This window comes from Rhodobacter viridis (assembly GCF_003217355.1).
Classification (GTDB): Bacteria; Pseudomonadota; Alphaproteobacteria; order Rhodobacterales; family Rhodobacteraceae; genus Rhodobacter; species Rhodobacter viridis.
Genome location: NZ_QJTK01000001.1, coordinates 607,568 through 629,046, shown reverse-complemented (window position 1 = coordinate 629,046; position 21,479 = coordinate 607,568). Strand labels below are relative to the sequence as shown.

Below are 21,479 nucleotides of genomic sequence, written 5' to 3'. Positions count from 1 at the left end.
GCCATGCGGCCGATCCTGATCGATGATCTGCTGATTGCGGCGCACGCGGTCGCGGCGGTTGAGGTCGCCGCACGGCCCGCAGTGTTGGCACAATGGTTGCGCGAGGCGCATTGGGCCGATCTTTACCGCAAGCGGCTCGCCCGGTCGCATCCGCGCTGGGGCAATGGCTCGCTGATGGCGCGGGCGCTGCGGGAACCGGCTCTGCGGGGGCTCCGTCCGGATCAGGCCGAAATCGATCATCTGGCCGAGGTGATCGCGGCCGTTCAGCATTGGCGTGCGCGGGGGCTTTGCACGGGCGGTCAACTCCCCTATCTGAGGGGCGAAGCCTGTGTTAGGCTGACCCAAAGTCAAGGAGAGCGCCATGTCCAAAACCCGCGCGAAGGTGGCTGCCATCGATCCGGTGTGGATGCGGATCTGTGAGGAAGCGCATGATGCCGTCAATCAGGAGCCGCTGCTGGGGGCGTTGATCCATGCCGGTCTTCTGCACCATGCGACGATGGAAAAGGCGCTGGCCTATCGGTTTTCGCTCAAGCTGGCCTCGGGCGAGATGAGCGAGCAATTGCTCCGCGAGATCGCCGACGAGGCTTATGGCGCCGATCCCGATCTTGGACAGGCGGCACGGGCGGATTTGGTGGCGGTTTACGACCGCGACCCGGCCTGCCATCGGTTCTTGCAGCCGATCCTGTTCTTCAAGGGCTATCAGGCGCTGCAAAGCTATCGCATCGCGCATTGGCTGTGGCGGCAAGGGCGCAAGGACATGGCCTATTTCGTGCAGATGCGCACCTCGGAGGCCTTTGGCGTCGACATCCATCCGGCAGCCCGGATCGGCCGCGGCGTGATGATCGACCACGCCCATTCGATCGTGATCGGTGAAACAGCCGTGGTGGGCGACAATGTGTCGATGCTGCATTCGGTGACGCTGGGCGGCACCGGCAAGGAAGAACAGGACCGCCATCCGAAGATCGGCAATGGTGTGCTGATCGGCGCGGGCGCGAAGGTGCTGGGCAACATCCATGTCGGCGACAACTCGCGGATCGCGGCGGGCTCGGTGGTGCTTGCCGATGTGCCGCGCTGCAAGACCGTCGCCGGGGTGCCCGCGAAGATCGTCGGCGAGGCGGGTTGCGCCCAGCCCTCGGTCAACATGGATCAGCAATTGCGCGGTTGTGACTGCGAGGGCTGAACCGGATCATGACGGGGGTTGAGCGGATCAAGGCGCTGCCCTACCGGATCGTCACCAAACTTGCGGGCGACGCGATTTCGCTGTTTGCCCGCATCCTGACCGCGCCGCGGGCGATCTGGTCGGGGTCGGATCCGCTGCCCGGGCCGCGGGTCTATTATTCCAACCACACCTCGAACGCGGATTTCGTGCTGATCTGGACGGTGCTGCCGCCCGTGCTGCGCGGGCGGACCCGGCCGGTGGCGGCGCTGGATTACTGGCTGGCCTCGCCGCTGCGTGCCTTTGCCGGGCGCGACGTGTTTCGGGCCGTGCTGATCGACCGTCGCCCCGAGGCGCGGACCGAGGATCCGGTCGGGCAGATGCTGACGGCGCTGGACGCGGGTTCGGCGCTGATCATCTTTCCCGAGGGGCGGCGGAACACCTCGGATGACGCTTTGCTGCCGTTCAAATCCGGGCTGTTTCATCTGGCGCGGCAACGGCCTGCGGTTGACCTCATTCCGGTCTGGATTTCGAACCTGAACCACGTCATGCCGCGCGGCAAGGTGATCCCGGTGCCGCTGATCTGCACCGTGACTTTCGGGGCGCCGATCCGAATTGTGCCCGATGAACCGAAAGAGATCTTTCTGGCCCGCGCCGCGGCGGCCTTGGCGGATCTGGGGGCGGCCCGATGATCGGCCTTGCCCCCGCGTTGTTCGGTCTTGGGGTCGTCCTGTTTCTGGCGGCGATCCTTGGTCAGGTGCTGCGCGAGGCGATCGCGCCCGATGGATCGCACCCGGTCATCGAGACGATGAATGCCCGCATTGCGGCCTGGTGGGCCTTTGCCGTTCTCATGGCGCTGGCGCTTCTGGCGGGGAAAGCGGGGGTGATTGCCCTCTTCGTGATCGTGTCATTTTCGGCGCTTCGGGAATTTCTGACATTGACGACAAAGAGCGTCGCCGATCACTGGACACTGGCCGCAAGTTTCTTTCTGGTCTTGCCGGCGCAGTATACGTTCGTCGCCGCGGGATGGACGAGCCTTGCCGCGCTGTTCGTGCCCGTGCATGTTTTTCTGCTGCTGCCGGTCATTTCTGCGCTGCAGGGGCGGCCCGAGCAATTTCTGGCGCGTGTCGCCGAAACGCAATGGGCGGTGATGATCAGCATCTACTGCGTCAGTTCCATTCCGGCGCTGCTCTGGCTGCAGATCCCGGGGTTCGAGGGGCACACCCTTCTGCTGATCGGCTTCCTGATCCTTGTCGTGCAGATCTCCGACATCGCGCAATATGCGATCAGCCGCGGGATCGGGCGGCGGCTGATTGCGCCGGCGCTTTCGGGCTCGAAGACTTGGGAGGGCACGGTGGGCGGTGTCGTTGTGGCGGTGCTGGCCGGTGGCGCGCTGTCGTGGCTCACGCCCTTCACGCAATTGCAGGCGATGGGGATGAGCCTTGTCCTTGCCCTGATGGGGTTCTTCGGGGATCTCGTCATGGCGGCGATCAAGCGCGACAAGGGCACGCGCGACTGGGGCCATCTGATCGCGCCGCATGGCGGCTTCCTCGATCGGCTCGACAGCGTGATCTTTGCCGCGCCGATCTTTTATCACCTGACCCGCTTCTTCTGGGTAACCCCCTGAACTGAAAAAGCGGCAGGGTTTCCCCTGCCACTGTCACATTGGTCGGCCCTTTCAGGCGAGCATCGCCATCGGGTTTTCCAGATTGGTCACGATCGCGGCCAGCAACTCGGCCCCCAGCGCGCCATCGATCACCCGGTGATCGACCGAGAGCGTGAGCGACATCATCGTCGCCACCTCGATCTCCCCCGAGGCGTTCACGATCGGCTTCTTCACCCCCGCGCCCACGGCCAGAATCGCACCATGCGGCGGGTTGATCACCGCATCGAAGCTTTCGATCCCCATCATGCCCAGGTTCGAGATCGCAAATGAGCCGCCCTGATATTCATGCGGCGCCAGTTTCCGATCCCGTGCGCGCTTGGCCAGATCCTTCATCTGCGCTGACAGCTGGCTCAGCGATTTCGTGTCGGCATCCTGCAGGACCGGGGTGAACAGCCCGCCCTCGATCGCCACGGCCACGGCCACGTCCGAGGCTTTCATCTGCAGCACCCGATCACCCGCCCAGACCGCATTCGCCGCGGGAACCGCCTGCAGTGCCAGCGCCGAGGCCTTGATGATGAAATCATTCACCGAAAGCTTGACGCCCCGCGCCGACAACTGCCGGTTCAGCTCCTCGCGGAAGGACAAAAGCGCATCCAGACGCACCTCGCGGCGCAGATAGAAATGCGGGATCGTCTGCTTTGCCTCGGTCAGCCGCGCCGCAATCACCCGGCGCATGCCATCGAGCGGAACCTCGGTATAGGCGCGACCCTCGTAAAGCTTTGCCACTGCGGCGGCAGAGACCGGTGCGGGGGCAGGGGGGGCCGCCGTCACCGCAGCAACAGGGGCGGCTGCCGCAGCTTTGGGCGTCGCGTTTTCGACATCGGCCTTGATGATCCGCCCATGCGGGCCCGAGCCCGACAGCGTCGCCAGATCGAGCCCCTTGTCGGCCGCAATCCGCCGCGCCAAGGGCGAGGCGAAGATCCGCGTGCCCGCAGCTTTCGGCACAACCTGCACCGCCGCAACGAGGGGCGCAACGGCAGCCACAGCAACCGGGGCAGGGGTCGCGGCTTTCGGCGCGGGTGCGACCTCGGCACTGCCGCCCTCTTCCACCAGCACCGCGATTGCCGCGTTCACCTTCACTCCGGCGGTCCCTTCGGCGACCAGCAGCTTGCCGATGACGCCTTCATCGACCGCCTCGAATTCCATCGTCGCCTTGTCGGTCTCGATCTCGGCGATGATCTGGCCCGATTTGACCGCATCGCCTTCCTTGACCAGCCATTTCGCCAGCGTGCCCTCCTCCATCGTAGGGGAGAGCGCAGGCATCAGGATTTCCACAGCCATCTTTCCCTCACCGATAGCAGACGCGTTTCACCGCCGCGACAACCTCGTCCGAGGTCACCAGCGCCAGCTTTTCAAGGTTCGCCGCATAGGGCATCGGCACGTCCTTGCCCGTGCAGTTGATCACCGGCGCATCGAGATAATCAAACGCGCGCTCCATGATCGTCGCCGACAGATGGTTGCCGATCGAGCCCACCGGCCAGCCTTCTTCGACGGTGACGCAGCGGTTCGTCTTCATCACCGAAGCCAGAACCGTGTCGTAATCGATCGGGCGCAGGGTGCGCAGGTCGATCACCTCGGCACTGATGCCCTCGGCCGCCAGCTTGTCGGCGGCATCAAGCGCATGCGCCATGCCGATGCCGAAGCTGACGAGCGTCACATCCGTCCCCTCGCGCCAGATCCGCGCCTTGCCGAAGGGGATGGTGAAATCGTCAAGCACCGGCACCTCGAACGAGCGCCCGTAGAGGATTTCGTTTTCAAGGAAGATCACCGGGTTCGGATCGCGGATTGCCGATTTCAGCAAGCCCTTCGCGTCCGAAGCCGAATAGGGCATCACCACCTTCAGACCCGGAATTTGCGCATACCAGGCTGCATAATCCTGAGAATGCTGGGCCGCAACGCGCGCGGCAGCCCCATTTGCCCCCCGGAACACGATCGGACAGCCGAGCTGACCGCCGGACATATACAACGTCTTCGCGGCCGAGTTGATGATCTGGTCGATTGCCTGCATGGCGAAGTTGAAGGTCATGAATTCGACGATCGGTTTCAGCCCGCCAAAGGCGGCACCGACCGCGATGCCGGTGAAACCATGCTCGGTGATCGGCGTGTCGATCACGCGCTGCGCGCCGAATTCATCCAGCAAGCCTTGGCTGACCTTGTAGGCGCCCTGATATTCGCCGACTTCCTCGCCCATCAGGAACACCGTCTGATCGGCGCGCATCTCTTCGGCCATCGCTTCGCGCAGGGCCTCGCGCACCGAGATCGTCTTCATCGGCGTGCCTTCCGGCCAATCCGCCGAGGCTTTCGACACCACCGCCACCGGAGCCGCCGCGACTGGCGCCGCTGCGACCGGGGCAGGGGCCGCCACAACCGGGGCCGCCGCTTTCGGCGCGGGGGCGGCTTCCACACCTTCGCCCGCCAGCCGCAGGATCGGAGTATTCACCTTCACCCCCGAGGTGCCCTCGGCCACCAGCAGCTCAACCACCGTGCCCTCGTCCACCGCCTCGAATTCCATCGTCGCCTTGTCGGTCTCGATCTCGGCAAGGATCTGGCCCGATTTTACCTCGTCGCCCGCCTTCACCAGCCATTTCGCCAGCGTGCCCTCTTCCATCGTCGGAGACAGCGCGGGCATCAGAACGTCAATTGCCATCGTCTTCTCTCCTCAGGCGTAAATGTCGGTCCAAAGCTCGGTGAGCGCAGGCTCGGGGCTTTCCTTCGAAAACTCCGCCGCCTCGTTCACGATTGCCTTGATCTCGCGGTCGATGGCCTTGAGGTCATCATCCGTTGCCTGACCCGAGGAAATCAGCAATTCCCGCACGTTTTCAATCGCATCGCGCTCGTCGCGCATCTTCTGCACTTCCTCGCGGGTGCGGTATTTCGCCGGATCCGACATTGAATGGCCGCGGTAGCGATAGGTCTTCACTTCCAGAATGTACGGCCCGGCACCCGAGCGGCAATGCGCAACCGCCTTTTCCGACGCCGCCTTCACCGCCAGCACATCCATGCCATCGACGATCTCGCCCGGAATGCCGAAAGCTTCGCCGCGCATGTAGATATCCGCCGACGAGGTCGAGCGTTTCTGCGCCGTCCCCATCGCGTATTGGTTGTTCTCGATCACGAAGATCACCGGCAGCTTCCACAGCGCCGCCATGTTGAAGGTCTCGTAGACCTGGCCCTGGTTCGCCGCGCCATCGCCGAAATAGGCGAAGGTCACATTGTCATTGCCGAGATATTTGTCGGCGAATGCCAGCCCGGCGCCCAGCGGCACCTGCGCGCCGACGATGCCATGCCCGCCATAGAAGTGCTTTTCCTTTGAGAACATGTGCATCGAGCCGCCCTTGCCTTTCGACAAGCCACCCTCGCGCCCGGTCAGTTCCGCCATCACGCCCTTCGGGTCCATGCCGCAAGCGAGCATGTGGCCGTGGTCGCGATACGAGGTGATGCGCTTGTCGCCCGGCTTCGTCGCGGCCTCAAGGCCGACGACGACCGCTTCCTGCCCGATGTAAAGGTGGCAGAAGCCGCCGATCAGGCCCATGCCATAAAGCTGACCAGCCTTTTCCTCGAACCGGCGGATCATCAGCATGTCACGGTAATAAGTGAGCAATTCTTCCTTCGAGACATTGGGGCGCGTGGGCGCCGCGGTCTCGGGGGTCTTGCGTGTCGCCATCGGACAGCCTCCCAAGTCGTGATAGTTCAACGTTAAACCATTCTCTACAGCATGCGACGAAAAGATGCAATCGCGTGAACGCAAAACGCCCGCACGAAGCCGTGCGGGCGCAAAAACAGGCTTTAGGATCGCTTAACGGATCACGATTTCATCGCCGCGCAGCGTGCCCAGCACCTCGCGCGCGCGTTCATCAAGCAGATCAAGGTCGAGATAATCGTCCGACAACCGCCGCGTCAGATTCGCCATCCGCTCTTCCTCGGCTTTCAGCTTGTCGCGCTCGACCGTCAGTTTCTCGATCTCGGCATCGACCTGAACGCGATGGAAGATGCCATTCGGCCCCTGCATCGCGGCAAAGGCGAATTTGAGCCCAAGCACGGTGGCGGCGGAATAGAAGACGAAGGGGGCGACCCTTGGGCCTTTCGGAAGATTCATGCTGTGCCTCTCATGCGGCCTCTGACGGACGTTGGCACAACCTTGCCACAAAGGCGCTGGCGTGAAAAGGCCCGGAACGCAAACGGGCCCCCAATGGGGGCCCGCGGGATTACCTTATACGCAGATCAACCGGCGATCGAGGCGCGGTAGATGCTGTCGATCGCTTCGCCGAGCGCCGCGTCGAATTCCGCATCGGTCATCTGCGCGGTCAGCCCTTCGGTCAGCGCGCGGCTGAAGGACGCGATCATGCCCTTGTTGCGGGCCAGAATCGCATTCGCGTCGTTGCGGGCATAGCCCCCCGACAGCGCCACGACCTTGATCACGTTCGGATGCTCGACGAGCGGCAGATAGAAGTTGTCGATCGTCGGCAGGCTGAGCTTCAGCATCACCGGCGACGACACGGTTTCGAGACCGGCCAGCAGCGCATCGCGCAGCATCGCTTCGGCGTCGATCTTGTCGGCGATCGAGATCGTCACCTCGGGTTCGAGGATCGGAACCATGCCCGCGCCCAGAACCTGTTCGCCCACTTCGAACTGCTGCGCCACGACCGAGGCAATGCCCATCGGATCAGCGGCCGAAATCACCGAACGCTCTTTCGTGCCAAAGATCCCGGCTTCCGCGGCGCGCTCCAACAGCGCGTCCAGCGTCGGCATCGCCTTCAGCATCTGGCAGCCGTTCTTTTCTTCTTCCAGACCCTTGTCGATCTTCAGGAAGGGCACGACGCCGCGCTTTTCCCACAGATAGGTGGCGGTCGGGATGCCGTCGATGTCGCGGTCCATCGTCTGTTCGAACAGGATCGCACCGACCACCTTGTCGCCGGTGAAGGCCGACGACTTGATGATCCGCGCGCGCATCGCGTGGATCAGGTCGTACATTTCGGTTTCGTTCGAATAGGCGTCTTCGGTGATGCCATAGAGCCGCAGCGCCTTCGGCGTCGAGCCGCCCGACTGGTCAAGAGCGGCGATGAAGCCTTCGCCCTTGCGCATGTGTTCCATCATCGTCTTCGCCATATTCGACCCCCGATCCTGGGCCCGGACCATTCCGGGCAGCGACTTTGCAATTGCAGCACCCGGTTAAACTCTTGTGACAAAGGATGCAATTCCGGTTTCGCTAACAGCGAAGCCGTCATGAAAAAATCGGGGCGCTTCGCAGCGCCCCGACCGTAACCCGTCGCAATCGGGCAAGCTTATTTCGTCAGCGCCGCAACGCCGGGCAGTTCCTTGCCTTCCATCCACTCGAGGAAAGCGCCGCCCGCGGTCGAGATGTAGCTGAAATCTTCCGCAGCACCCGCCTTGTTCAGCGCGGCCACAGTGTCGCCACCGCCCGCCACCGACACCAGCTTGCCCGCCTTGGTCAGATCCGCCGCCTTCTGCGCCGCCGCATTCGTCGCCGCATCGAAGGGCGCGATTTCAAAGGCGCCGAGCGGACCGTTCCAGATCAGCGTTTTCGAGGCTTCGAACACCTTGGCGATCTCTTCGACCGACTTCGGCCCGGCGTCGAGGATCATCGCATCCGAGGGGCAATCGGCATTGCCGACGACCTCGTTCGCGGCGCCAGCCTTGAACTCGCGCGCCACCACCACATCGGCGGGCAGGTGAATCGCGCAGCCCGCGGCCTTGGCCTTTTCGAGGATCTCGCGTGCGGTATCGGCCATCTCGCGTTCAGCAAGCGACTTGCCGACATCGATGCCCTGCGCCACCAGGAAGGTGTTCGCCATGCCGCCGCCGATCACCAGATGGTCGACCTTGCTGACAAGGTTGCCCAGAAGATCAAGCTTGGTCGAGACCTTGGCGCCACCGACAACCGCCGTCACCGGCCGCACCGGATTGCCCAGCGCCGCTTCCAGCGCCTTCAGTTCCGCTTCCATCAGACGACCCGCCGCGGACGGCAGGATATGCGCCACGCCTTCGGTCGAGGAATGCGCGCGGTGCGCCGCCGAGAAGGCGTCGTTCACATAGATCTCGCCCAGCGCCGCCATCGCGGCGCTCAGTTCGGGGTCGTTCTTTTCCTCACCGGCGTGGAAGCGGGTGTTTTCCAAGAGCAGAACCTCGCCCGCGGCCAGCGCCGCCACGGCGGTCTTCGCTGGCGCGCCGATGCAGTCCTCGGCGAATTTCACCGTCACACCCAGCGCCTTGGCCAGTTCCGGCACCAGCGGACGCAGGCTCATTTCCGCGACGGGCTTGCCTTTCGGACGACCGAAATGCGCCAGCAACACCGGCTTGCCACCCTTGGCGAGGATGTCCTTGACCGTGGGCGCGATCTTCTCGATCCGCGTCGCGTCGGTCACCACCCCGTTTTCCACCGGCACGTTGATGTCCACGCGCACCAGCACCACCTTGCCCGCAAGATCCATCTCGTCGAGCGTTTTCCAAGCCATGTCCGTTCTCCAGTTGTGGGTCGCGAGGTGGGGGCCGTCCACCTGCGGCTCGCGCAAAATTGCCCGGATGTGTGGGGGGCGTCAACGCCTCTCCCCCCCTTGGGGGCCGAAAACTCGCCCGGCTGCGACGAAATTCCCGCACCGCTTTGCCCTTTCCTTGGCGCCTCCCAGCCCTTAAGTTGCGCCCAGACCAAATTCAGGAGAGCCCCATGGCCGAGATCAAGGATCCCGAAAACACCATCATCATCACCCTCAAGGATGGGCCCGTGGTGATCGAGCTGCTCACCGATGTGGCGCCGCTGCACTGCGAGCGGATGAAGCAACTGGCCCGCGATGGCGCCTATGACAACGTGGCCTTCCACCGTGTGATCGACGGCTTCATGGCGCAGACGGGCGACGTCGAAAATGCGAACATGGAAAAGGACTACAACCCGCGCCGCGCCGGCACGGGCGGGTCGCAATACCCCGACCTGAAGGCCGAGTTCTCCAAGGTCCCGCATGCGCGCGGCTCGCTTGGCGCGGCGCGCTCGATGAACCCGAATTCGGCCAACAGCCAGTTCTTCATCAACTTCGCCGACAACAATTTCCTGAACGGCCAATACACCGTCTACGGTCAGGTGATCTCGGGGATGGAATTCGTCGACAAGATCGCCCGCGGCGAGCCGCCGGCGTCGCCGGACCGGATGATCACCGTGCGGGTGGCGGCCGATGCGTAAGCTGCTTCTCGCCACGGCACTGGCCTTCGCGGCCACGGGGGCGATGGCGCAGGATGGCACCACCGCGCCCGACGGCCCGGGTCCGAACCTCGTGCTTGAAATCGGGGGGGGCGTTTCGGGCAAGGTCGTCATCGACCTGTCGCCCGATGTCGCGCCGCAACATGTCGAGCGCATCACCCAGCTTGCCAATGAACATGCCTACGACGACGTGGTCTTCCACCGCGTGATCGAGGGCTTCATGGCGCAGACCGGCGACGTGCAATTCGGCAAGCGCGGCGGCGATCTGTCGATGGCGGGCATGGGCGGGTCGAAATACGGCGACCTTCCGGCGGAATTCTCGAACCGCTCCTTCACCCGCGGCATGGTCGGCATGGCCCGTTCGGCGAGCCCCGACTCGGCCAACAGCCAGTTCTTCATCATGTTCGACGCTGCGCCGCATCTCGACGGCCAATACACCATCGTCGGCCATGTGGTCGAAGGCATGGATCTGGTCGACAAGCTGAAGAAGGGCGCGCCCGAGATGAACGGTCTCGTCGAAGATCCGGACTACATCGTCAAAGCCACGATCGAATGACGCTGGCACAGGGGGCTCTGCCCCCTGACCCCCGAGATATTTGACGCAAGATAAAAGGGCGCCCGTCAGGAGCGCCCTTTTCCTTTATCTTGCCTCAAATATCCCGGGGTCCGGGGCAGAGCCCCGGCCTTGCTCAGCCCAGGCTCACCAGCGCATGGCGTTTCTTCCCCGCGCTCAGCTTCACCGGTGCGGCCAGATCGGCGGGCGCGAACATCCGCCCGGCATCGGTGCAGATCTCGTCATTGACTTTCAGCCCGCCCTCGGAAATCAGCCGCTTGCCGTCCTTGCCGGTCTTGGCGAGGCCCGACCGCACGACGAGCTGCGCAAGGCTGATCCCCTCGGCCACTTCCTCGGCGCCGAGGCTCAGCGTCGGCAGATCCTCGCCCACGCCGCCTTTTTCAAAGACCTCGCGCGCCGTGGCCTCGGCCGCGGCCGCCGCTTCGGCGCCGTGCAGAAGCCGCGTCACTTCATTCGCCAGAATGATCTTCGCGCCGTTGATTTCCGAGCCCTCGAGCTTGCCCAGACGCTCGCATTCCGCGACCGGCAGATCGGTGTAAAGCTTCAGGAACCGCCCCACATCGGCATCGGTGGTGTTGCGCCAGAACTGCCAGAACTCGTAAGGCGACAGCATCTCGCCACTCAGCCAGACCGCGCCCCCCTGCGACTTGCCCATCTTGCGCCCGTCCGAGGTGGTCAGCAGCGGCGTCGTCAGCCCGAAGATCTCGCGATCCAGCACTCGGCGCGTCAGATCGATGCCGTTGACGATATTGCCCCACTGATCCGAGCCCCCCATCTGCAGCAGACAGCCATAGCGGCGGTTCAGCTCAAGGAAATCATAGGCCTGCAGGATCATGTAGTTGAATTCGAGGAAGCTCAGCGACTGCTCGCGATCGAGCCGCGACTTCACCGATTCGAAGCTCAGCATCCGGTTGACCGAGAAATGCCGCCCGATATCGCGCAGGAAGTCGAGGTAGTTCAGATCATCAAGCCATTCGGCATTGTTGCGCATCAGCGCGCCATTGCCTTCGTCCTTGTAATCAAGATAGCGCGCAAAGACCCGCTGCATTCCGGCGATGTTCTCGTCGATCTTTTCGGGCGTCAGCAGCGGCCGTTCCTCGCTGCGGAAGCTCGGATCGCCCACCTTCGTCGTGCCCCCGCCCATCAGCGTGATCGGCTTGTGCCCGGTCTTCTGGAACCAGCGCAACAGCATGATATTCAGAAGATGCCCGACATGCAGCGAGGCCGCCGTGGCATCATAGCCGATATAGCAGGTGACCATCCCCCCCGCCAAAGCGGCGTCGAGTTCCTGAAGATCGGTGCAATCGGCCAGAAAACCGCGCTCGATAATGACGCGCAGGAATTCCGATTTCGGATGATAAGTCATCGTGCTTGTCCCTTGGCTGGCCCCATGCGTATATCGGCGCAAGCGCAAAAGGGGAAGAGATGTTGAAAACGGGCGCAAAAACGGGGCCGGTCTGGGCCATCGGCACGATGTCGGGAACCTCGCTTGACGGGGTCGACGCGGCGGCGCTCTTGACCGACGGCCATGCGATCCTCGATTTCGGCCCCAGCGCCTATCGCCCCTACACCCCCGCCGAGCGCGGCGTCATCCATCAGGCGCTTGGCCGCTGGCAGGGCGAGGATGGCGTGGCCGAAGCCGCCGAGGTGGTCGAGACCGCGCATGCCGAACTGCTCTCGGGTCTTCTGGCCGACCTGCCCGAAGCGGCGGGCGAGGTGCTGGTGGGCTTTCACGGCCAGACCCTCGCGCATGATCCGAACGCCCTGCACGGGAAACGGCGCACGCATCAAGCGGGCGATGGCGCGGTTCTGGCCGAGGTTTTGGGCCAGCCGGTCGTCTGGGATTTCCGCTCGATGGATGTCGAGATGGGCGGGCAGGGGGCGCCTTTGGTGCCCTTCTTCCACTTCGCCTGCGCGCGATGGGCCGGGCTCACCACGCCTTGCGCCTTTCTCAATCTGGGCGGCGTCGGCAACGTCACGTGGCTCGATCCGCGCCACGCGGCGCCCGAGGCCGAGGGGGCCGTTCTCGCCTTCGACACCGGCCCGGCGAATGCGCCGATCGACGATCTGATGCGGCATCGTCTGGGGGCTGCGGCCGATATCGGCGGCGCGCTGGCGCTGAAAGGGCGGGTGGACGAGGCCGCCGTGACCGCTTTCCTCGGTCATCGGCATTTCTTCCGCATGCCGCCGAAATCGCTCGACCGCAACGAATTCGGCGCGGCCTTGTCCTTTGTCGATCGGCTTGATGATGCGGATGCGGTGGCAACGCTCACCGCCTGTGCCGCCGCCGCGGTCGCCCGCGGTTTCGAGCATTTCCCGAGCCCGCCCGAATGCGTTCTGGTCTCGGGCGGGGGGCGTCTCAACGCGGCGCTGATGGCGGAACTGGACGCGCGGCTGCCCTGTCCGGTGGCGCCGATCGAAGACATCGGCCTCGATGGCGACATGCTCGAGGCGCAGGCCTTCGCCTATCTCGCCGTCCGCGTCGCCCGCGGCCTGCCGACTTCAGGGCCCTCGACGACCGGCGTTGCGGCGCTGGTGGGCGGCGGCAAGGTCAGCCGCCCGCGGGGATAGACGGAAATCGCCCCCTTCTGCGTATCAGTGGAAACGACAGGAGGATGCGATGACACACCTTGCTTCCCAACCGTTTTCGAACCGGGCCGCCGCGGTCTTTCTGGCGGGCTTCACCTTCCTCGGCCTTGCCGTCTCGGGCCTTGCGGTCGCGATCGCCCCCTCCGGGCGGATCGCGCAAGAGATCGGCTGGCGTCTTGCCTTCCTCTCCCGCGCGCAATGGGAAAGCCTGCATCTGACGCTCGGCGTCTTCTTCCTCTTCGCGGTGGGCTGGCACATCTGGCTGCATTGGCCGGTGATCACCAACCTGCTGTGGCAGGCGAGCACCCGCACGCTTTCGCACCGGCGCGAGGTGGGCCTGGCCCTGATTGCCGTGCTGTTGCTGATGACCCTGGCCGTGCGCGATCTGCCGCCCGCAAGCTGGTTGACCGACCTTTCCGATCTCTTCAAGCGCGGCGTCTGGAGCTGAGGGGGCAGGTCAGCCCCCTTGACCGAATCTCGGCGCGCCCCTATCTGAGCCTCAGCCGAAAAACGTAAGACCGGTCAGGTTATCCCGGTCACCGCCCTTCGGGCGGGAGCTAGTCGATCTCGAACCCGCGGCACTTTATCGAGAGAGACCATGCAAAAACCCGATCCCAAACGCGAAAAGCTGACCATCATTCTGGCGCAGGTCTTCATCTCCTGCCTGATGGCGCTGATGATGACCTTCCTCTTCTCCATCCTGCCGCACGGCTTCCCCGAGGGCTGGGCGCTGATCTGGCTGCGCAACTGGCTGACCGCCTGGCCGGTGGCCTTCCTGCTCTCGCTCGGCGTCGGCCCGCTGTCGTTCAAGCTCGCCTTCCTCGTGATGCACCGGACAGTGCGCGAGGGCTGATCAGTCTGGGATCTCGAACCCCGGCGCGGCCATCTCGAAGCCTTCGAAGCGAAAGCCTGGGCTGACGGTGCAGCCGACCAGCGTCCAGTCGCCAAGTGTCCGAGCCGCCTGCCAATGGCCGACCGGCACGATGCCTTGCACGACCTCGGCGCCGAGCACGTCGGGGCCAAGCCGCAGCCGCGTCACCGGCCCGGCGTCGCTTGCGGCGATCCGCAATTCAAGCGCCGCGCCCGCGTGGTAATGCCAGATCTCGGCGGCATCGACCCGGTGCCAATGGCTTGCCTCGCCCGCCTTGAGCAAGAACAGGATCGCCGTGCCTGCCGGACGCAGGCCCGGTTCCGCCTCGGCAATCCATGTCTGGCGATACCAGCCGCCCTCGGGATGCGGTTCCAGCCCGAGTTTCGCGATGATCCGATCTGCCGCGCCCATGATCCCCTCCGGGTTTCTTCTTGGCGCAAATACGCCCGCCGCAGGCTTCAAAGTCAAAGAAAAACCGCCGGGGGCACAGGGCCTCCGGCGGGATTTGCGTATTTGGACCAAGAAGAAGCCGAACGGCTTATTTCAGGATCGCGCGGCCCATGTATTCGGCGGTCTCGCCCAGCATTTCCTCGATACGGATCAGCTGGTTGTATTTCGCGAGCCGGTCGGACCGGGCGAGCGAGCCGGTCTTGATCTGGCCGCAGTTCGTCGCGACGGCGAGATCGGCGATCGTCGCATCCTCGGTCTCGCCCGAACGGTGCGACATCACGTTGGTGTAGCGCGCGCGATGGGCCATATCGACGGCCTTCAGCGTTTCCGAAAGCGAGCCGATCTGGTTCACCTTCACCAGCATCGAGTTCGCCACACCGGCCTTGATGCCCTGCGCCAGACGCGCCGGGTTGGTCACGAAGAGATCGTCACCCACCAGCTGCACCTTGGAGCCGAGCGTGTCGGTCAGCAGTTTCCAGCCGTCCCAATCATCCTCGGCGCAGCCGTCTTCGATCGAGATGATCGGATAATCGGCGACCAGTTTTTCCAGATAGGCGACGTTTTCGGCCGAAGTCAGCGACAGACCTTCGCCCTTCATCTCGTATTTGCCGTTCTTGTAATATTCGGTCGAGGCGCAATCCATCGCCAGATAGATGTCGTCGCCCGGCTTGTACCCGGCCTTCTCGATCGATTTCAGGATCAGGTCGAGCGCGTCGCGGGTCGAGGCGATATTCGGCGCAAAGCCGCCTTCGTCGCCAAGGCCGGTCGACAGGCCAGCGGCCGACAGTTCTTTCTTCAGCGTGTGGAAGACTTCCGAACCCATGCGGACGGCGTCGCGGATATTGCCCGCGCTGACCGGCATGATCATGAATTCCTGAATGTCGATCGGGTTGTCAGCATGCTCGCCGCCGTTGATGATGTTCATCATCGGCACCGGCAGGACGCGGGCCGAGGTGCCGCCGACATAGCGATAAAGCGGCTGCGCGGTGAAATCGGCGGCGGCTTTCGCGCAGGCCAGCGACACGCCCAGAATGGCGTTGGCGCCCAGACGGCCCTTGTTGGCGGTGCCGTCCAGCTCGATCATCAGCTTGTCGATGCCTTCCTGATCGGTGACGTCTTCGCCGACGAGGTTCTCGGCGATCTCGCCGTTCACCGCCATCACGGCTTCCAGCACGCCCTTGCCCATGTAGCGCGACTTGTCGCCGTCACGGCGTTCCACCGCTTCATGCGCACCGGTCGAGGCGCCCGAGGGCACGGCGGCGCGGCCCATCGTGCCGTCTTCAAGGGTCACGTCGACTTCGACGGTCGGGTTGCCACGGCTGTCGAGGATTTCGCGCGCGTGAATGTCGATGATCGTGCTCATGGGAGTGCTCCGATTGGGAATTCGCCCTCTCCATAGCCCAATGCAGCCGCAGCGAAAAGGCCCTTGATAGCGGTAACAGCGGTGTTAGCGTCCGACTTCGCGTGAAATTTTTGCGTCAGGCGGCGGGGACTTGCGCCTTGGCCAGACGGCGCTGACGGGCCAGCGTGTAAAGACCCGAGGCGACGATGACCGCGCCGCCGATCAGCGTCCAGCGGTCGGGCGCTTCGGCAAAAACGGTCGCGCCGATGATCAGCGCAAAGATCAGCCGCGTGTAGCGGAAGGGGGTGATCACCGCGACTTCGCCAATCCGCATCGCCGCGATCAGCGCATAATAGCCCGCCGTGCCAAAGATCAGCGCTGCCGCGATCGAGGCGAGATCGAAGGCGCTCGGCATCACCACCGGCCCCTGAAACGGGATCAGCATTGCCCCCGCCGGAATCACCGAAGCAAATCCGTAGGTTGCGAGCTGCATCGAGGTGATCGACTTCGGCACGCGACGCGTCACCACATCGCGCGCGGCAAGGCCCAGAACGCCGACGACGGCGAAAAGCGACAGCACCGAAAACCCCTCGGTGCCGGGGCGGATCACGATCAGCACGCCCGCAAAACCGACGCCGATCGCCAACCAGCGCCGCCAGCCGACATGCTCGCCAAGGAAAAGCGCAGCCCCCAGCGTCACCGCCAAGGGCGTCGCCTGCAGGATTGCCGACGCCTGCGCGAGCGGCGTGAAGGCGACGGCGCAAACAAAGGCAAGCGTGCCGATCAGTTCGCCGAAATTGCGCCCGATCACCGCGGGTGCCAGAAGGTCGCGTGAAAACAGCCGGTCGCCCTTGCGCAGCGCGAGCGTGGCAAAGATCGCCGTGCCGCCGATGCCAAGCAGCATCAGCACCTCGCCCACGGGCATGTGCCCGGCCAGGAATTTGACGCACATGTCCTCGATGGCGAAGCCCGCCATCGCAAGCACCATCAGCAGACTTCCGCGGAGATTTTCAACACCATGTCCCATGGCGGTCCCCTGCCAGCGCGCCACTCAAAGGTCCAGCGTGCGATTGTATCCGCCACAAGTCAGGTGCCGCAGAAGGTGCGGGTGACGCGCTCGTCGAGGGTGGGGGCGGCCTCGTAGGCGGCAAAGTCCTCGTCGGGATCGAACGGATGTTCCAGCGCCGCCTGCAGCCGGTGGAACGGTGCGAAATCGCCCAGAACGGCGGCGGTGATCGCCTCTTCGATGCGGTGATTGCGCGGAATGCGCACCGGATTGGCGGCGGAAAGGACCGCCTGCGGCACGACCTCCTGCGCCAGCCGCGCCTGCCAGAGCGGCGCCCAGGTGTCGAAGGCGGCCGGATCGGAAAATTCCGCGCCCGCCTGCCCGGTGGCAAGGCCGCGGAAGGTGCGGGTGAAATCGGCGCCTTCGGAGGCCATGCGCGACAGCAGGCTTTCGATCAGCGGCCGGTCGGCTTCCTTCGCATGTTCAAGGCCGATCTTGCGCCCCATCCGGCACAGCCAGGCCGCCTGATAGGCCGGGGCGAAGCCATCCAGCACCGCCCGCGCCTGTTCGACCGCGGCTTCCTCGGGGCCGATCAGCGGCAGCAGGCAGGAGGCCAGCTGCGTCAGGTTCCACAGCGCGATCTGCGGCTGGTTCGCATAGGCATAGCGGCCATAGTTGTCGATCGAGGAAAACTTCGTTTGCGGGTGGTAGCTATCGAGAAAGGCGCAGGGGCCGTAATCGATCGTCTCGCCCGAAAGCGCGCAATTGTCGGTGTTCATCACGCCGTGGATGAAGCCGAAGGAAAGCCACTGCGCGACAAGTTTCGCCTGCGCCCCGACAACGGCAGCAAGCAGACCAAGCGGGCCATCTGCCTCGGGGTAGTGGCGGGAAATCGTGTATTGGCAAAGCGTTGCCAGCGCTTCCTGATCTTGCCTTGCCGCAAAATATTCAAAGGTGCCGACGCGGATATGGCTTGTCGCGATGCGCGAGATCACCGCGCCCGGCTTGTGGAACCCGTCGCGATAGACGGTCTGCCCGGTCAGCACCGCGCCAAGCGCCCGCGTCGTCGGCACGCCAAGGGCCGCCATCGTCTCGGAGACCAGATATTCGCGCAACACCGGCCCGAGCCAGGCCCGCCCGTCACCGCCGCGCGACCAGGGCGTGCGACCGGCGCCTTTCAGCACCCAGTCGAAGCGCGCGCCATCGGGCGCCAGCACCTCGCCCAGAAGGATCGCCCGGCCGTCGCCGAGCTGCGGCACGAAACCACCAAACTGATGCCCCGCATAGGCCTGCGCGATCGGCTCGGCGCCCTCAGGCAGGCGATTGCCCGCCAGAACCGCGGTGCCCTCGGGGCTCGAAAGCCAGTCGGGATCGATCCCCAGACGCTCGGCCAGAGCCCGGTTGACGACGATGGGGAGAGGAGACGCGACCCTGTCGGGCGCCAGCCGGGCAAAGAAGCGCTCGGGCAGGCGGGCATAGGAATTGTCGAAAACGGGATGCATGTGCAAAGATGTGCCGCGCATGCAGTTTTAGTCAAGAACATGTGCGCAGAAAAGCGGGTCAGCCTGTTCTGCGATCGAGACAGTCGGCGTCAGAGCCGTGCGAGGCGCTCGGTCAAGAGCGTGTAGAACCCGTCGGCATCGACGTCGCGCAGGAAGAGCGCATTCGGTTCGCGCTTCGTCACGCGCCACCAGTCGGCGACCGTCATGCCCATGGTCAGTTCCGAATGGGTCTCGATCTCGACGTTGATGAAGCGGCCCTCGAAGAGATCGGGGCGCAAAAGCCAGGCGATGACGCAGGGGTCGTGCAGCGGCGCGCCTTCCGAGCCATATTTCGCCATGTCGAAGCGCTCGAAGAAATCGGTCCAGCTTGCCACCGCCGCACCGACGGGGGTGCCAAGCGCCCGGAACGCCTCGATCCTTGGCCTGGTGGTCAGCGCCTTGTGCGTCGCATCCAGTGGCACGACAACCACGGGTGCGCCACATTTGAAAACGATTTCCGCCGCTTGCGGGTCGACGTAAATGTTGAACTCGGCCGCCGGGGTGGTATTGCCGACCTCGAAATAGGCGCCGCCCATCAAGACGATCTGCTCGACCTTCGAGATGATCTCGGGCGCGCGGCGGAAGGCGGTCGCGATATTCGTCAGCGGCCCGAGCGGGCAGAGCGTCACCGTCCCCGGGGCCTCGCTGCGCAGCGTCTCGATGATGAAATCGACCGCATGTTGGTCTTGCAGGGCCATCGTCGGCTCGGGCAGCGGGATGCCGTCGAGCCCGGTCTTGCCATGCACATATTCCGCCGTGACGAGCGGGCGCAAAAGCGGCCGGTCGCAGCCCGCAAAGACCTTCACATCGCGCCGCCCGGCCAGCTCGCAGACGATCCGCGCGTTCTTCGAGGTCAGCGCCAAGGGCACATTGCCCGCGACGCAGGTAATCCCCAGCACCTCAAGCTCGGGGCTGCCAAGGGCCAGCAGGATCGCCACGGCATCGTCCTGCCCGGGGTCCGTATCGATGATGATCTTGCGCGTCATGTTTCACCTGTGCCTTCGGGCTTTGCCCTCAGCCCGCCATCGCGGTTTCCAGCGCTTCAAGCGCCGCCATCCAGAGTTCCTCGGCCCGCGCCATCGCCTCGCGGGCCTCGGCATGCTTGAGCATCCATTTCTCGCGCTCGGCAGCGCGGGCCGCCTCATAAAGCGTAGGATCGGCCAGTTTCTCGTCAAGCTTGGCGAGCATCTCGGACAATTTCTCGACGCGCTCTTCGCATTTGCGGGCCTCCGCGCGCAGCGCCAGAATCCGCTCGCGCGAGGGCGGAGCGGCCTTCTTCTCGGCAGGTTTCGGCGCGGGCCGGTCGTCGGGATCGCCCGCCAGCAATTCGGCCCGGTAGGCTTCCAGATCGGCGGGGTAGGGTGCCACGGCCCCGCCCTTCACGAGCCAGAGCCGGTCGGCGACCAGCGACAAAAGGTGCATGTCGTGGCTGACGAGGATCACCGCGCCCGAATAGGCGGTCAGCGCTTCGACCAAAGCCTCGCGGCTTTCGATATCAAGGTGGTTCGTCGGTTCGTCAAGGATCAGCAGATGCGGCGCGTCCAAAGTGGCCAGAAGCAGCGACAGCCGCGCCTTCTGCCCGCCCGAGAGCTTGCCGACCGCGGTTTCGGCCTGATCGGCCAAGAGCCCGAAGCCCGCCAGCCGCGCGCGCAGTTTCGCCTGATGCTCCTCGGGGCGCAGGCGCTGCAAGTGCAGCAGCGGCGTCGCGTTCAGATCCAGCTCGTCCACCTGATGCTGGGCGAAATAGCCGATCCGCAGCTTGGAGGACCGGGCAATTCGCCCCTCGCAGGTTTCCAGCTTGGCCGCGAGCAGCTTCGAAAGTGTCGATTTCCCCTCGCCGTTGCGGCCCAGAAGCGCGATCCGGTCGTCCTGATCGATGCGCAGATTGAGCCGCCGCAGGATCGGCTTTTCGCCATAGCCCACCGCCGCGCCATCCAGCGTGATGATCGGCGGCGACAGCTGTTCCGGCGTGGGGAAGCTGAAGACCTGCTTTGCCGCCTCCTCGGGGGCGGTGATCGGCTCCATCTTTTCCAGCATCTTGACGCGGGCCTGCGCCTGCGCGGCCTTCGTCGCCTTGGCCTTGAAGCGATCGACGAAGCTTTGCAGATGCGCCCGCCGCGCCTCCTGCTTCTTCGCCGCCGCAGCGAGGTTCGCCCGCGCCGCCGCGCGTTGGCGGGCGAATTGATCGTAAGGCCCGTTCCACAGCGTCAGCTTGCGGTTTTCCAGATGCAGGATCGAACTCACGGCGCGATTGAGCAAATCGCGGTCGTGCGAGATGATGATGACCGTATGCGGGTAGCGGGCCAGATATTGTTCGAGCCAGAGCGCCCCCTCGAGGTCGAGATAGTTCGTCGGTTCGTCCAGAAGCAGCAGATCGGGCTGCGCGAACAGCACCCCCGCCAGCGCGACGCGCATCCGCCAGCCGCCCGAGAAATCCGAACAGGGGCGCCGCTGCGCCTCGGCGTCAAAGCCCAGCCCGCGCAGGATCGCGCTCGCCCGGCCCTCGGCCGACCAGGCGTCGATATCGGTCAGCCGGGTCTGGATCTCGGCGATGCGGCCGGGGTCGGTCGCGGTCTGCGATTCCGCCAACAGATCCGCGCGCTCGGTATCGGCGGCCAGAACGGTGTCCAGAAGGCTCGTTTCGGACGACGGAACCTCCTGCGCGACGCCGCCGATGCGGGCGCGCACGGGCATGCAAATCTCGCCCGATTCGAGCGCAAGCTCGCCCCGGATCAGCCGGAAAAGGGTGGTTTTCCCCGCGCCATTGGCGCCGACAAGGCCGACTTTGTGGCCGGTGGGAATGCGGGCCGAGGCTGCGTCGAACAGCGGGCGGCCCTCGATGGCATAGGTGATGGCGTCGAGCGTGAGCATGGGGTGGCTGTGCCTCAGCCGGGGCCGCGCGTCAATGGCGATGGCGCCTTCGGGGCCGCCGTGGGCACCGCCAGAGCGCTTGCGGCGCGGGGCCCGCTGCCCTCGACCGAATTGGCGGGATTTTCAGCATTCCCTTTGCGCATTTGTCGCATTTCTTGACCAAAACGGCAGGCGTGCAGGGGTTTTCAACGTCTCTGCCCCATGGT

General features: G+C 64.6%; 22 protein-coding genes. 9 read left to right on the top strand and 13 right to left on the bottom strand.

The window, feature by feature from the left end; all coding sequences use genetic code 11:
* The first annotated feature begins 3 nt into the window (after nucleotides 1-3).
* Genes C8J30_RS03005 through C8J30_RS02990 form a run of 4 tightly spaced genes read left to right on the top strand, consistent with a single transcriptional unit; the run spans nucleotide 4 to nucleotide 2,783 of the window.
* A complete protein-coding gene (locus C8J30_RS03005; RefSeq protein WP_110804207.1) occupies nucleotides 4-420 on the top strand; it encodes a DUF7742 family protein in 417 nt (138 codons plus the stop codon).
* Nucleotides 362-1,180 (top strand): serine O-acetyltransferase, encoded by an 819-nt coding sequence (gene cysE, locus C8J30_RS03000; RefSeq protein WP_110804206.1) that lies wholly within the window; start codon nucleotides 362-364, stop codon nucleotides 1,178-1,180. Before C8J30_RS03005 ends, cysE begins: the two co-directional genes overlap by 59 nt.
* An 8-nt stretch (nucleotides 1,181-1,188) precedes the next feature.
* A complete protein-coding gene (locus C8J30_RS02995; RefSeq protein WP_181420748.1) occupies nucleotides 1,189-1,848 on the top strand; it encodes a lysophospholipid acyltransferase family protein in 660 nt (219 codons plus the stop codon).
* Entirely contained in the window at nucleotides 1,845-2,783 is a 939-nt protein-coding gene (locus tag C8J30_RS02990; RefSeq protein WP_110804205.1) for a phosphatidate cytidylyltransferase, read from the top strand. The genes C8J30_RS02995 and C8J30_RS02990 overlap by 4 nt, the downstream gene beginning before the upstream one ends.
* A gap of 51 nt (nucleotides 2,784-2,834) precedes the next feature.
* On the opposite strand, the gene C8J30_RS02985 is transcribed toward C8J30_RS02990, so the two are convergent.
* From C8J30_RS02985 to C8J30_RS02960, 6 genes are all read right to left on the bottom strand, one after another.
* Entirely contained in the window at nucleotides 2,835-4,103 is a 1,269-nt protein-coding gene (locus tag C8J30_RS02985; RefSeq protein ID WP_110804204.1) for a pyruvate dehydrogenase complex dihydrolipoamide acetyltransferase, read from the bottom strand.
* A 7-nt stretch (nucleotides 4,104-4,110) separates the two neighbouring features.
* A complete protein-coding gene (locus C8J30_RS02980; protein ID WP_110804203.1) occupies nucleotides 4,111-5,469 on the bottom strand; it encodes a pyruvate dehydrogenase complex E1 component subunit beta in 1,359 nt (452 codons plus the stop codon).
* Nucleotides 5,470-5,481: 12 nt separating this feature from the next.
* Nucleotides 5,482-6,486 (bottom strand): pyruvate dehydrogenase (acetyl-transferring) E1 component subunit alpha, encoded by a 1,005-nt coding sequence (gene pdhA, locus C8J30_RS02975; RefSeq protein ID WP_110804202.1) that lies wholly within the window; start codon nucleotides 6,484-6,486, stop codon nucleotides 5,482-5,484.
* A 132-nt stretch (nucleotides 6,487-6,618) separates the two neighbouring features.
* On the bottom strand, nucleotides 6,619-6,918 hold the full coding sequence (locus tag C8J30_RS02970) for an FtsB family cell division protein (protein WP_110804201.1): 300 nt from the start codon (nucleotides 6,916-6,918) through the stop codon (nucleotides 6,619-6,621).
* 125 nt (nucleotides 6,919-7,043) lie between these two features.
* Nucleotides 7,044-7,928 (bottom strand): fructose bisphosphate aldolase, encoded by an 885-nt coding sequence (locus C8J30_RS02965; protein ID WP_110804301.1) that lies wholly within the window; start codon nucleotides 7,926-7,928, stop codon nucleotides 7,044-7,046.
* Nucleotides 7,929-8,104: 176 nt separating this feature from the next.
* Entirely contained in the window at nucleotides 8,105-9,295 is a 1,191-nt protein-coding gene (locus tag C8J30_RS02960) for a phosphoglycerate kinase (RefSeq protein WP_110804200.1), read from the bottom strand.
* Between the two features lie 209 nt (nucleotides 9,296-9,504).
* On the opposite strand from C8J30_RS02960, the gene C8J30_RS02955 reads away from it, so the two are divergent.
* Nucleotides 9,505-10,011 (top strand): peptidylprolyl isomerase, encoded by a 507-nt coding sequence (locus C8J30_RS02955; RefSeq protein ID WP_110804199.1) that lies wholly within the window; start codon nucleotides 9,505-9,507, stop codon nucleotides 10,009-10,011.
* Nucleotides 10,004-10,585, top strand: coding sequence for a peptidylprolyl isomerase (locus tag C8J30_RS02950; protein WP_110804198.1), 582 nt, complete (start codon nucleotides 10,004-10,006; stop codon nucleotides 10,583-10,585). The genes C8J30_RS02955 and C8J30_RS02950 overlap by 8 nt, the downstream gene beginning before the upstream one ends.
* 133 nt (nucleotides 10,586-10,718) lie before the next feature.
* Here the strand turns inward: C8J30_RS02950 and tyrS are convergent, their stop codons facing one another.
* A complete protein-coding gene (tyrS, locus tag C8J30_RS02945; protein ID WP_110804197.1) occupies nucleotides 10,719-11,969 on the bottom strand; it encodes a tyrosine--tRNA ligase in 1,251 nt (416 codons plus the stop codon).
* A gap of 59 nt (nucleotides 11,970-12,028) precedes the next feature.
* Here tyrS and C8J30_RS02940 point away from each other — a divergent pair, with 59 nt between their 5' ends.
* From C8J30_RS02940 to C8J30_RS02930, 3 genes are all read left to right on the top strand, one after another.
* Entirely contained in the window at nucleotides 12,029-13,174 is a 1,146-nt protein-coding gene (locus C8J30_RS02940) for an anhydro-N-acetylmuramic acid kinase (RefSeq protein ID WP_110804196.1), read from the top strand.
* Between the two features lie 49 nt (nucleotides 13,175-13,223).
* The gene (locus C8J30_RS02935) at nucleotides 13,224-13,640 is read left to right on the top strand and encodes a DUF4405 domain-containing protein (protein WP_110804195.1); all 417 of its coding nucleotides are present in this window, start codon (nucleotides 13,224-13,226) and stop codon (nucleotides 13,638-13,640) included.
* Nucleotides 13,641-13,790: 150 nt separating this feature from the next.
* Nucleotides 13,791-14,045: a DUF2798 domain-containing protein gene (locus C8J30_RS02930; protein WP_110804194.1), complete on the top strand. Its 255-nt coding sequence runs from the start codon at nucleotides 13,791-13,793 to the stop codon at nucleotides 14,043-14,045.
* On the opposite strand, the gene C8J30_RS02925 is transcribed toward C8J30_RS02930, so the two are convergent.
* The 6 genes from C8J30_RS02925 to C8J30_RS02900 all read right to left on the bottom strand — a co-directional run bounded on the left by C8J30_RS02925 (nucleotide 14,046) and on the right by C8J30_RS02900 (nucleotide 21,273).
* Nucleotides 14,046-14,474, bottom strand: a complete 429-nt coding sequence (locus tag C8J30_RS02925; RefSeq protein ID WP_110804193.1) for a cupin domain-containing protein — start codon at nucleotides 14,472-14,474, stop codon at nucleotides 14,046-14,048.
* A gap of 127 nt (nucleotides 14,475-14,601) precedes the next feature.
* Complete coding sequence (eno, locus tag C8J30_RS02920) at nucleotides 14,602-15,876, bottom strand: phosphopyruvate hydratase (RefSeq protein ID WP_110804192.1); 1,275 nt, start codon at nucleotides 15,874-15,876, stop codon at nucleotides 14,602-14,604.
* Nucleotides 15,877-15,991: 115 nt separating this feature from the next.
* Nucleotides 15,992-16,882: a DMT family transporter gene (locus C8J30_RS02915; RefSeq protein WP_110804191.1), complete on the bottom strand. Its 891-nt coding sequence runs from the start codon at nucleotides 16,880-16,882 to the stop codon at nucleotides 15,992-15,994.
* Between the two features lie 59 nt (nucleotides 16,883-16,941).
* A complete protein-coding gene (locus C8J30_RS02910) occupies nucleotides 16,942-18,363 on the bottom strand; it encodes a protein adenylyltransferase SelO (RefSeq protein WP_110804190.1) in 1,422 nt (473 codons plus the stop codon).
* A gap of 89 nt (nucleotides 18,364-18,452) precedes the next feature.
* Entirely contained in the window at nucleotides 18,453-19,388 is a 936-nt protein-coding gene (locus C8J30_RS02905) for a nucleoside hydrolase (RefSeq protein WP_110804189.1), read from the bottom strand.
* A gap of 28 nt (nucleotides 19,389-19,416) precedes the next feature.
* Nucleotides 19,417-21,273 (bottom strand): ABC-F family ATP-binding cassette domain-containing protein, encoded by a 1,857-nt coding sequence (locus C8J30_RS02900; protein ID WP_110804188.1) that lies wholly within the window; start codon nucleotides 21,271-21,273, stop codon nucleotides 19,417-19,419.
* Nucleotides 21,274-21,479: the final 206 nt, after the last annotated feature.